8 protein-coding genes are annotated in these 12,875 nt (G+C 35.7%); 5 read left to right on the plus strand and 3 right to left on the minus strand.

Annotated elements, in window-relative coordinates; genetic code table 11:
* The first annotated feature begins 4 nt into the window (after positions 1-4).
* From AC13DP_RS09360 to AC13DP_RS09380, 5 genes are all read left to right on the plus strand, one after another.
* Positions 5-1,366: a glycoside hydrolase family 43 protein gene (locus AC13DP_RS09360; RefSeq protein WP_483067667.1), complete on the plus strand. Its 1,362-nt coding sequence runs from the start codon at positions 5-7 to the stop codon at positions 1,364-1,366.
* Between the two features lie 15 nt (positions 1,367-1,381).
* The gene (locus AC13DP_RS09365) at positions 1,382-3,316 is read left to right on the plus strand and encodes a glycoside hydrolase family 97 protein (RefSeq protein WP_483067668.1); all 1,935 of its coding nucleotides are present in this window, start codon (positions 1,382-1,384) and stop codon (positions 3,314-3,316) included.
* 183 nt (positions 3,317-3,499) lie between these two features.
* Complete coding sequence (locus tag AC13DP_RS09370) at positions 3,500-5,890, plus strand: glycoside hydrolase family 127 protein (RefSeq protein ID WP_483067669.1); 2,391 nt, start codon at positions 3,500-3,502, stop codon at positions 5,888-5,890.
* A gap of 124 nt (positions 5,891-6,014) precedes the next feature.
* Positions 6,015-7,571: a glycoside hydrolase family 43 protein gene (locus AC13DP_RS09375; RefSeq protein ID WP_483067670.1), complete on the plus strand. Its 1,557-nt coding sequence runs from the start codon at positions 6,015-6,017 to the stop codon at positions 7,569-7,571.
* Positions 7,572-8,241: 670 nt separating this feature from the next.
* Positions 8,242-10,437 (plus strand): tetratricopeptide repeat-containing hybrid sensor histidine kinase/response regulator, encoded by a 2,196-nt coding sequence (locus AC13DP_RS09380; protein ID WP_347406360.1) that lies wholly within the window; start codon positions 8,242-8,244, stop codon positions 10,435-10,437.
* Positions 10,438-10,938: 501 nt separating this feature from the next.
* Here the strand turns inward: AC13DP_RS09380 and AC13DP_RS09385 are convergent.
* From AC13DP_RS09385 to AC13DP_RS09395, 3 genes are all read right to left on the minus strand, one after another.
* A complete protein-coding gene (locus AC13DP_RS09385; protein ID WP_347406361.1) occupies positions 10,939-11,487 on the minus strand; it encodes a hypothetical protein in 549 nt (182 codons plus the stop codon).
* Positions 11,488-11,834: 347 nt separating this feature from the next.
* Entirely contained in the window at positions 11,835-12,023 is a 189-nt protein-coding gene (locus AC13DP_RS09390; protein ID WP_013070534.1) for a hypothetical protein, read from the minus strand.
* A 32-nt stretch (positions 12,024-12,055) separates the two neighbouring features.
* Positions 12,056-12,628, minus strand: a complete 573-nt coding sequence (locus tag AC13DP_RS09395) for an HdeD family acid-resistance protein (protein ID WP_228251772.1) — start codon at positions 12,626-12,628, stop codon at positions 12,056-12,058.
* Positions 12,629-12,875 lie beyond the last annotated feature (247 nt).

Consider the following 12,875-nt stretch of genomic DNA (forward strand, 5'->3'; position numbering starts at 1 on the left):
ACTTATGAGGTGGTCATTTAATGTATTGATGCTGTGTAGTGTTTTGGGAACTTCATTCCTAAATGCACAAAATCCCATTATTCAAACTTCTTATACGGCAGATCCTGCACCAATGGTGCACGATGATAAATTGTATTTGTATACCAGTCACGATGAGGATAATTCAACCTGGTTTACTATGGACGACTGGCGATTGTACACGACTGAAGATATGGTAAACTGGATCGATCACGGAGCAGTTTTGGAATACACAGATTTTGATTGGGCCCTGAAGAATGCATGGGCACCGGCCGCCATACAACGCGATGGTAAATTTTACATTTATGTACCTATAACAGACCGTAGCAATCAAAATGGGATTGGAGTGGCAGTAAGCGACAGTCCTTATGGACCATTTATTGATCCTTTGGGTAAGCCTTTGGTTTCCGAAAGTAACGCAGATATCGACCCAGCGGTTTTTATTGATGATGACGGTCAAGCCTATATGTTTTGGGGAAATCCTGAGTGTTATTTTGTAAAGCTCAATGAAGACATGATCTCTACAAAAGGAGATATCCAAAAAATTCCAAACACTATTGAAGCTTTTGGCAAAAGGAAAGGTGAAAAGAATGAGCGTCGACCTACTACCTATGAAGAAGGTCCCTGGGTTTATAAACGTAACGATATTTATTATCTGTTTTTTGCAGCTGGTCCGATACCTGAACATATTGGATATTCTACCAGTAAAAGTGTAACCGGACCCTGGAAGTATCAGGGAGAATTGATGCCTACCCAAGGCGGTAGTTTTACGAATCATCCCGGGATTGTAGATTATAAAGGCAAAACTTATTTCTTTTATCATAATGCCGGTTTGCCGGGTGGTAGCGGATTTACACGTTCAGTTTGTGTGCAGGAATTAAAATTTAATAGTGACGGTACCATAGAACAGATGAATATGACTAGTGGAATAAAGGAGGCTTTAAAAAAACTAAATCCGTATCGCAAAACAGAAGCAGAAACCATTGCCTGGTCTGAAGGTTTTAAAGCACAATCAAACGATGTGGTGGGAAACTTTGTAACCGCCATGAAAGACGGAGCTTATATTAAGGTGAAAGCAGTAGATTTTGGAAAAACTTCTCCAAAATCCGTTACCGCCAGAATAGGAAGTATTCATAATAACAATGTTTCGATGGAAATTCGTATAGATTCCAAAGATGGTAAGCTTTTAGCCACTTTAGATGTTCCTTTAACCGGCGGGAATGATCGCTGGAAATTGGTTACTGCCGAAGTAGAAGAACTAACCGGTGTACATGATTTGTTTTTTGTAGTAAAGGGGAAAGCTCCAACGCAGCTTATGTATTTCGATTACTGGATGTTTTCAAAATAAGTATAATTCATTTTTATGAAAGAACTTTTCTATACCCTGGTTTTTCTTATATTTTTTACCCGGCTTTCTGCACAAGAGTTTATGCTTTCTTCGCCGAATGAACTTATCAGAGTAGAATTACATCAACCTGATGAGGTTACTGAAAACTGGTATTTTAAAGTTTTTTATAATGAATCTCCTTCGGAAAAAGCTTTAATTCCTAAAATTGAAATGGGGCTTGCAAGAAATGATGAAGGTTTCTCTTCCAATCTTAAACTTCGAAAAACTGGAAAAATCAAAAGTATTTCTGAAGCTTACAATCTTATCCATGGCAAGAGATCCTCAACAAGCAATGCTGCCAGAGAAGTCACATTTTATTTCCGCAATGATAGCGGTAAAAAAATGAATACCGTACTTAGAGTTTATAATGATGGAGTAGCTTTTCGTTATGAATTTACTGATAAAGAAGGGAATTTCAGTATAGATAACGAGTTTACAGCCTATTCGATTTCTTCAGATGCAACGCGGTGGCTGGAGAAATGGAATCCTGCCAACGAGGGATTATATCAGCAAATGCAGGGAGATAGTTTACGGGGAGAATGGGGATATCCTGCGCTTTTTCATGATCGCGATACTATAGGTTGGTATCTTATCCATGAAGCTAATCTTAATCGCACTTACGCGGGTACAAAACTCAGTAATACAAAAGATATCAATACCTATAATCTGGTATTTCCAAACCCAGGTGATGGTCGTGATACAGGAAAATCGAAACCAGATATCAGTACGCCATGGCAATCACCCTGGCGCGTTATAATAATCGGTAATTTGGCTACAGTGACTGAATCAACGCTGGTTACCGATGTGTCTGATCCTGTTAAACTAAAAGATACCGACTGGATTGAACCCGGACTGGTTTCCTGGAATTACTGGTCTAGCAACCATGGGACTAAAGACTATCAAATCGTAAAAAAATTTGCTGATCTGGCCGAAAAAATGGGTTGGAAATATACGCTTTTGGATTGGGAATGGGATGCTATGGGGAATGGAGGAAATCTGGAGGATGCCACAGCTTATATCAATAAATTAGGAGTTAAACCACTTATCTGGTATAATTCGGGTGGAGATCATACCTGGGTTCCTGCTACACCAAAAGATAGGATGCTTACTCATGAAAACCGCGTACAAGAATTTACCAAACTTAATGAACTGGACATCGCCGGAATAAAAGTTGATTTTTTTGAAAGTGAAAAGCAAAATATGATCAATTACTATCTTGATATTGTAGAAGATGCCGCCGATTTTAATTTATTGGTTTATTTTCATGGTAGTCTGGTACCAAGGGGGTGGAGCAGAACGTATCCAAATTTGATGACTTATGAAGCTGTTCGTGGTGCGGAATGGTACAATAATGTTCCCACGTTTACCATGAATGCCCCGCAGCATAATACTATTTTACCATTTACTAGGAATGTGGTAGGACCAATGGATTATACTCCGGTAACTTTTACCAATTCGCAATATCCGCATGTTACTTCTTATGGGCATGAACTGGCTCTGGGGATATTGTTCGAGTCTGGATTGCAGCATTTAGCAGATAGGCCAGAGGGCTATTATTCCCTTCCAGAAGAGGTAATTACCATTCTGAAGAAACTACCTGCAGCTTGGGATGACACTAAATTTATCTATGGTTATCCGGGAAAAAATGCAGCGCTGGCAAGGCGTAAAGAAGAAAGCTGGTATATGGCAGGCATTAGTTCAGGGCTTTGGGAAATCGAAAAGGAGATTGCTTTGGAATTTTTAAAACCTGGAATTGAATATCAGCTGGAGTTGGTTCAGGATGGGGAGCATGACAAAGCATTTAAAATTAGTGATGGAAAAGTGACTTCGGAGGATATATTAAAAGTAAAACTTTTGAGAAGAGGAGGATTTATAGCCGTATTCGAACCAATAAAACCACTTACAAAATGATATTAAAAGGGCTAATTATATTTTACGACTCCGGTTTTATTCGATAAAAGAGTCAAATGCTCCGCGGGGCGCGCGCTTAGGTAGTTTTGGATTTAGGAATTTGAAATGAAGGATATTGAAAATTGTTTTGCTCTTTGATAGTGATCTTAGGGAGGTGGATTGCCAATAATTAAAGGTTTAAATATGATTGTCATAAAAAAAATACAGGTAGTCATTCTTTTCTGTGTATTTGGTATCAGTTTTTTAGAAGTAAGCGCACAGGAAAAACTATACAACAATGAATTTCCGCTGGAGAATGTTAGCTTGTTGGATGGAAAATTCAAGAATGCCCGTGACCTTAATATGTCGGTTTTGCTAGAATACGATGTAGACCGTTTGCTTGCGCCTTATCGAAAAGAAGCCGGTCTGGAACCAAGAAAACCCTCTTATCCCAACTGGGAAGGACTAGATGGTCATATTGGCGGTCATTATCTTTCAGCTCTTGCTATGAATTATGCGGCTACCGATAATCAAGAGTTTTTAGCGCGAATGAATTATATGCTGAAAGAACTAAGGGAATGCCAACTTGCTAATACAAAAAAACATCCGGAATGGGGTGTAGGCTATGTAGGTGGTTTTCCTAATAGTGCAGCATTGTGGTCTTCCTTTAAAAAAGGAAATTTTGAGAAGTATAATTCTGCCTGGGCTCCTTTCTATAATTTACATAAAATGTATGCCGGTTTAAGAGATGCCTGGCTTTATGCCGATAGTGAGAAAGCTAAAGAAATGTTTCTTGATTTTTGTGACTGGGGTATAACACTTACTGAAGATCTTTCCCATGAGCAAATGCAATCTGTGCTGAACATGGAACATGGTGGTATGCCTGAGGTTTATGCTGATGCCTATCAAATAACTGGAGAGAAGAAATATCTGGAAGCAGCTAAAAGGTATTCTCATGAGCAGGTACTTCATCCTTTTTCGAAGGGTATCGATAACCTGGATAACAAGCACGCGAATACACAAATCCCAAAATTTGTAGGATTTGAGCGTATTGCTGAGGTGGATGGAGATGAAAAATTTGCTAAAGCCGGAAGTTATTTCTGGGAAACAGTTACTAAAAACCGTAGCCTGGCATTTGGAGGCAACAGCAGAAAAGAACATTTTCCCAGTACATTGGCCAGTATTGATTACATAAACGAAGACGATGGTCCCGAGTCTTGTAATTCATATAATATGCTGAAGTTAACCGAAGATCTCTTTCGAGTAAATCCTGAGGCGAAATATGCCGATTATTACGAAAGAACATTATACAACCATATACTTTCAACCCAGCATCCGCAGCATGGAGGTTATGTTTATTTTACTCCAGCCCGGCCACGCCATTATCGAATTTATTCTGCGCCTGAAGAGGCGATGTGGTGTTGTGTGGGAACCGGAATGGAAAACCATGGAAAATACAATCAGTTTATCTATACTCATCAGAGAGATTCTTTATATATAAATTTATTTATTCCTTCAGAATTGAACTGGGAAAAACAGGGGGTAAAAATAAGACAGGAGACCAATTTTCCTTCTGAAGAGGGTACCAGGCTTAAAATTACTGAAGGTACTGCTGAATTCCCTTTATTTGTTCGCTATCCGGGATGGATTAAAGAAGGCGAGATGAAAATCAAGATCAATTCAGAAGAAATTAAAATAATCGGTAAGCCTTCTTCTTATGTTAAAATAGATCGAAACTGGCAAAAGGGAGATATTGTAGATGTTAGTCTTCCTATGCATAATCACATGGAAAGGCTGCCGAATGTACCTCAATATGTTGCATTTTTTCATGGTCCGATATTATTGGGAGCTCCATCGGGATCCGAAGATCTAAAAGGGCTTATTTCAGATGATAGTCGTTTTGGACAATACCCTTCCGGAAGACGCTTGCCCATTAATGAAGCACCAATTCTACTTGCAGATCATACGGAAGAACTTCCTGAAAGTCTGGAATCCGTAGAAAATGAGCCCCTTCATTTCAAGATTAATTCTGAAATGAAAAATCCCATCGATGCTGATTTACAGCCTTTTTACACTATCCACGATTCCAGGTATATGATGTACTGGCTGTCGCTGACTCCCGAAGAATACGAAAGTTATACCGATTCTCTTGCAAATATTGAAGCTAAAAAATTGGCCCTGGAAAAACGTACCATAGATTATGTAGCTACTGGTGAACAACAGCCGGAGAGTGATCACTTTATGGAAAAGAAGAACTCAGGAACCGGTAATAACAGGGATGAATTTTGGAGAAGCGCTCATGGAGATGGTTATTTTAGCTATCAAATGAAAACCAATAAGGAAACCGGTCTTAGCCTGATGCTTAGATATTTCGGGTTTGAATGGGGGGATAAGCGTTTTGATATTTATATTGATGATGAGAGACTTACTTCGGTAAATACTAAAGAACATACCAGAATAAGTCAGTTTCAGGAAATGAGCTATGAAATTCCTGATTCGATGCTTGATGGTAAAAAGAGTATAAGAGTAAAGTTTCAACCCAGAGAAGGAAGTGCAACTAGTGAAATCTATTTTTTACGGTTGATCAGAAATTAATAGGGATATAGAGAGATTTAGGGTTTAGAGATATTCTAATATTGCCCCTGTGATAGAACTATAGCAGATTTTAGAAAAATCTTCTGACTAAAACTTTTGTTTAAAAAGATTAAAAATACGACCAATGATGATAGTAAGAAAATTTAGTGTTCTAATTAGCTGTTTGCTTTTTTTCCTCCAGGGCTTTACACAGCAAAAGGCGATTAACCCGATAATTCATGCTGATGTGCCAGACGTTTCCATGATACGTGTGGGGGATAGTTATTATATGAGTAGTACCACTATGCATATGAGTCCCGGAGTACCCATCATGAAATCTAACGATCTCACGAACTGGGAAATTGTAAACTATGCTTATGATATTCTAGATGATACCGATGCGTTGAATATGGAAAACGGTAAAAACGCCTATGGTAAGGGTTCTTGGGCCAGTAGCTTAAGATATCATGATGGTACCTACTACGTTTCAACCTTTTCTAGTACTACCGGAAAAACCTATATCTATACGACTAAGGATATTGAGAGTGGAGCATGGGAAAAGCATTCCTTTAAACCAAGTTTTCATGACAATACGTTGTTTTTTGATGATGATGGTAAAATTTATATGATCTATGCCGCGGGTGAACTTAGAATTGTTCAATTAAAAAATGACCTTTCTGGTCCTGTTCCTGGTAGCGAAAAGATTTTGATTGAGAATGCGAGTGCACCTGCGGGAGAAAACATCATGTTAAAGGCAGAAGGCTCTCAGCTATTCAAGATAAATGGTAAATATTATTTATTTAATATAACCTGGCCACAGGGAAGCATGCGAACTGTTGTTATTCATCGTGCAGACAATATCATGGGACCTTACGAAGGAGAACTGGCTTTACAGGATAAAGGTGTAGCACAAGGAGGTTTAATAGATACTCCTGCAGGTGACTGGTATGCGTATTTATTCCGTGATAATGGAGCGGTAGGACGAATTCCTTATCTTGTGCCGGTTAAATGGGAGAATGACTGGCCTATATTGGGTGAAGATGGCAAAGTCCCTATGGAGCTTGACCTTCCTGCTAACAAAAGTCTTATTCCAGATATTGTAAATTCCGATGATTTCAGCAGAACCAATAAGGATAAAAAATTATCGTTGGTTTGGCAATGGAATCATAATCCGCAAAATGATTTATGGAGTCTTGATGAGCGCAAAGGCTATCTAAGGCTTACCACAGGGAGGATTGATACTTCTTTCGTAACCACCAGGAATACATTGACCCAACGGACTATTGGTCCTAAGAGTACAGGGGAAACTTCATTAGATCTTTCAGGATTAAAAGACGGTGATATTGCTGGTTTAGGGGTGCTTCAGGATAAGTATGCTTATGTGGCGGTTAAGTTAGAAAATGGGAAAAAAACCATTCAAATGGTTAAGGGGCGTGAAGGCAAAGTGATAGAAGAAATTCCGTATAGCGGAGACGAAATTTTCTTTAAAATTACCTGCGACTTTAAAGATAGAAAGGACCTCGCACACTTTTATTATGCTGAGAATGGGAAACACTGGAAAGAAATTGGAGAACCTTTAAAAATGGAATATACCCTTGGCCAATTTATGGGATATCGATATGCACTTTTCAACTATGCAACCAAAACTTCCGGAGGTTATGTTGATTTCGATTATTTCCGGATTACAGATGGAATTAAATAATATGCATTCAGGTTTTGCGTATATAAATTCAAACTTGATATAGTCTTTCGATTTAAATTCATTGCATAAGTTAATCATTGTTTCTTATAGCTCACTCTTTTCGGCAAAAGTGAGTTAAGATACTGTCGTTATAATGTTTTAATTTATAACAATAGACTCCATAATCGAGATTAAATGCTTTAATCCCAATAGGTGGGTTGAGATATCTCGAAATAAAAAAGGATTTTATAGTAAATGCCTCATGGGTTTGCCGTGAGGTAGTTTACGTAAAAAACTTAATTTCAAAAACTAAGATTTTAAAAATAAATCGAAGCGATTAACTTTCCTTTTTCTTATATAACACTAGTGGTAGTAAGCAGTCTGTCGAATAAATTTACATTTTTACCTGTTAAATATGATAGTCGTCTTATACCTGAAAAATTAGTTGAGTGAGTTTATTATGATTAAAATTCATATATTTTTTGGAAAATATTGGTTATAGTTTATATATATTTAAAAAAATAACTTAATAAGTGATTTTTTTTAATTTAATAAATTCCTTTTACTATTGAATTGATCATTTAACTTAACATATATTTCTAACTTTTATCTTTAAAAATATTACCTTAACGTATTGAGAATAAATCTTTAAGCCCTAATGAAGTTTCTGCCTACAATACTTATTTTTTTGATGCTTACATCTTCCCTGTATGCCCAAAATAGTGAGAAAGCGATTACAATTTCTCCTGATTCTACAAAGGAGGAAATAACGGCCTATATAAAAAGTAATCTGGAAAAGTCTGCCACTGAAATGGAGAAGGGTAACTATCCGGTCGCCATCCTTTACAGTCATAGGAACTTAGAATTAGCCGAGAAAAGTGGTGATTCTATACTGCTTGCTGTATCAAGAAGTTATATAGCCAATAATTACTTAAAATTAGAAAATGTAGAAGAAGCCCGTAATTATATCAATAAAAATATAAATATGGCTGAGACAATGAAAGATACCCTAATGATTAATGCGGCAAAAATTGATCTTGCTAATGTTTATATAAAAGAAAGAAGATATGAAGACTTTATACAATTAAACAAAGAGGTAATAGCCTTAGCTAAAAAGGCTAAAGATAGCTATCGTTTAATCACCAGTAGTCTTAATATTGCAGAGGCATATTTGATGGAATTCAATAAGCCAGATTCGGCCATAACATATATAGATTCAGCAAAAATTTATAATATTCGGTTTTCAGATAACAAACCTTATTTGCCGGAAGATATTTTTTATTATTTGGATGCAGAATACGCTTTCCAAAAGGGTGATTTTAAAGAGGCCAAGATAAATTTTGAACTTGCCATAGAGAAATTTAAAAGCAATGAGGGATCCGAGGAACTTTTATATTCCTATTCCGGGTATCTGCGAAGCCAGGCTGAATTAGGAGAGTACAGGGAAGCTTATGAGAGTTTTAAAGTGCTAGATACTTTATTTAAAAATAAACTGAAAAGTGTGTTAGAAGAATCTAATAAAACTATACAGGATCGCATAGAAATTGAAAATATAGAACAGGAGATTAAAAATAAAGAACTTCAAAACAAAATAATTTCTGCAAAGGCCGAAAAAAGCAGAATATTACTCATTGCCTCCGTAGCCTTATTAGTATTATTACTTTTAGTATTGTTGTTTTTTGTTTGTGAAAGGAAAAAAAGGACAGTCCTCATGCAACAGCTTAAAAGAAAAAATGAGGAATATCTTGACGCCAAAGATAAATCTGAGGAAATGGCGAGGGTTAAAACTAAATTCCTCTCTACCATTAGTCACGAACTTAGAACGCCTTTATACGGAATTATAGGTTTATCCAATGATTTATTCTTGGCTCCAGAACTATCTTCGCATAAAAAAGAAATTCAGTCTTTAAAATTTTCTGCGAACTACCTGCTTAACCTGGTTAATGATGTACTTACATTAAATAAAATGGAATCAGGTACTTCTATTAAACTTGAGAATAAACCATTTAATCTTCAGGAACTTGTAGAGGATATTAATGTGTCATTGAAATTTATGAGGCAAAAGAACAACAATCAATTAAAGATTAAAATCGACAAAGACGTTCCCAAAATTTTGGTAGGGGATAAAATAAAGTTATCTCAAATACTAATTAACCTTACCGGAAATGCTTTAAAGTTTACCAATGAAGGCGAAATAAAGATATTTGTAGATCTTATTCAAAAAGAAGAAAAGCGTGTAAAGCTCAAATTTCAAGTAAAAGATAATGGTATTGGCATCTCTGCTGAAGAACAAAAAGAAATTTTTAAAGAATTTGGAAACTCCACAAAAACGAGCAAATTTGAAGGTACCGGACTTGGTTTAAACATCGTTACCAAGTTGCTGAAAGAAATGAATTCTGAAATTCAATTAATAAGTAAAACTGGTAAGGGGTCTAATTTTTACTTTGAAGTAGAGCTTGAAACCACAGATCAAGAAGAAGTAGTTTCCCAACCCAATGCTTTGAACAACAGTGAAGTTGAGTTCACCGGAAAAAAAATACTGATTATTGATGATAATCATATCAATCAACTGGTGACCAAAAAGTATATTGAAAGGTATGGGATTAAAGCAAAGTCTGCCGATGATGCTGTAGAGGGTATAGAAATGCTGAAAAACGAATCTTTTGATCTCGTATTTATGGATCTTAATATGCCTAAACTTAACGGTCTGGAAGCAACTTCGATGATTAGAGCGTTTAATAAGGAGGTTAAGATTATTATCTTATCTGCGACAGAGGTAGGGGAATTAAGGGATAAAATAAAAGGCTATGCTATTAATGATTTTCTCTCTAAACCCTATAAGACTAAAGATTTGTATAACTTATTATTAAAATACCTAAAATCATAAAAAAGAGTTTTACAGTATTTGATATTTCTGCTATTTCAGCTTAGAACATTAGGGTGTAAAATACTGGCAATTTATGTTATCGGTATTTTTAAAATTCTTTATTTTTTCAATATTTTCAACTAACTACCTGGTAGTTAATTTTTTTATGATTTAGGTGTTCTCCGCATGCTGAATGCAATTGGCTTCTCATATTTTACGTACATATTTCTGCCCGCTAGAAAAGCTGCCATAAAGTTCTTCTATATCAGGCGTATCGATAAGCAGGTATTGGGTTTTATAATCGTTTTAATTATAGAACATCTAGTTTTAAGAAGCGCCTTACTCCTAATCTGCATAATGAATTCTCCGTGGGTTGATTCCTATTTTTTATATTCAAATCAATCAGTTGTCGTTGAAATTAAATAGCAACTTGCGATGAATTCTGAATTAAGAATTCATCGCAAGTATTTCTAACTTTTTAATACTGGATAAAATGGCCGATCATTTTTCTCAAAATCATATCTATTGGTGCATTTTTTTCATCTTGGGCTTATTAAGTATTTTTCCCTTTGCGTTTGTATAAACGTGCATTTTTTCATCGCCTTTGGTTAATTCCATTCTGTAACGTTGACGTGCTTTGCCATTTTCATAACTACTCATATTATACACATCCTTTTTTATAGTCCATCCTGGATAGGCTTTGGCAATGGCAGATCTAACAGCAGCTGGAGGAGCAATATTTTTAAGGTGTTCATTAGTACTGATTAAATTTCCAGACCTATCATAGGTTGCTGTAAACTCTTTTCCCTTTCCTTCTAAGGTAATTTCGAAAGTGTCATAATCATCGATAGATTTGATATCCCTGTTTACGTATACGTCGCTTTCAACATATTCAACTGGTATAGCAGCCATTTCCTCTATGGTGAAATCTGGATAATCTTGCGCTACCGATTCAATAATAGCTGCAGGAACATCTTCCTTTTTAATTTTTTCGGAATAGATAACGTCTTGCGCGAAACCCTGGGCACTTAAGCCTAAAAGAACCAAACTGAATACTACTACTTTTCTCATGGTTTTTCATTTTAAGTTATTATTTTACTCTTTATTTTTTAGAAATTAATCTTAAACAAATTTACGTTCGGTAGACCACCAAGTATGCTACTTTTGTAGCAGAACCTGCTTATTTAAAGTTTGTTTTTTTGAAACTTTTAATTCTCAAAATAATGCTATTTATTTGGTTATTTGTGTATCATGTTGAATCTGAAGGCTGATAGTTTTACAAAATAGTAATTGATTTAGATACTAGTTTTATTGATTCATGTCATGTTAGTTTTTGAAGGATATAGGCAAGAATTAAACAAAAAACCGTTCACTCCATTTATAGGTAGCGAACGGTTTTACTTTTTAAAAAGATACGGCTATCTTCCGTGTAATTTATGTTGCAATAACTCTAATTCCTTAGCTGTTTCCTTCATTTCTTTGTGTGCCTTGAGCATTTCCTCTTCTTCATTAGCGTTTAAATGATCATAGACCATTAAAGAAAGTCTTTTGTGGCGGTCGTGTAAGCGAGCCAGTTGATCTCGATGATCAATATCATGTTCTATCATAATTGTATAATTTTAATTATTATTTATGTAAACTACTTTCCGTGTGTATTAAACATTTTGATTCCCAATGTTAACCTAAATAGCCCCATAAAGAAAAAGGCAAAACTGATGGTATATACCAAAGTTAACTGTCCCAGTAATGGCTTTGCCAGAACCGCCAGCGCAAAGAGTAAAGTCAAAATTGCGGCGAGCAAGAACCAACCTGAATTTTTTGTAGAACTACTTTTAAGTTTAGCATAGGTTATAAAAAATATCAATGACCGGATAACAAACCAGATACCTAAAAGAACAGGAAGTATTTCCATGGTCAGGTTTTCATTTGTGATTAATAAATACCCCAATACCAAATCTATAATACCTCCGATAAGAAATATGCCCCATTGTTTTGATGTTTTTATGAAGCTTATAGCATTTATAATCTCAAAAATTCCGCTAATAAACATTACATAGCTAAAAAATACTGCTAAAGAGATATAAGTCTCTATTGGTGTGGCATAGAACCAAAAAGATAATGCGATAAATCCTATTCCTAATAAGATTTCTACCCACCAGTAGCGGGTGTTTAGACCTGGATTTTTGTTCGTTGAGGATATTGTTGATGTCATTTCAAAATGTTTATTTATTACTCTTCAGTATTTCTAAGCGCTAAATTAAGGTAGCTAGTAAAAAACTTTTGCTACTAAAGTAGCAGTTAAGGCCTATTAATTTTTCACAGTAGTCAAACTCTAACGATAACCAAGGAATTAGGACTAATCTTAAAAGAAAGAGATTTAATAATTAGATAGAATTTAAACTCTTACAAATAGGGAAGTAGTAGTTTAAATTGTTTTTGAATCTATTTGAAAATGAGAG

The sequence above is a fragment of the Zunongwangia sp. L-65 genome (assembly GCF_056859415.1).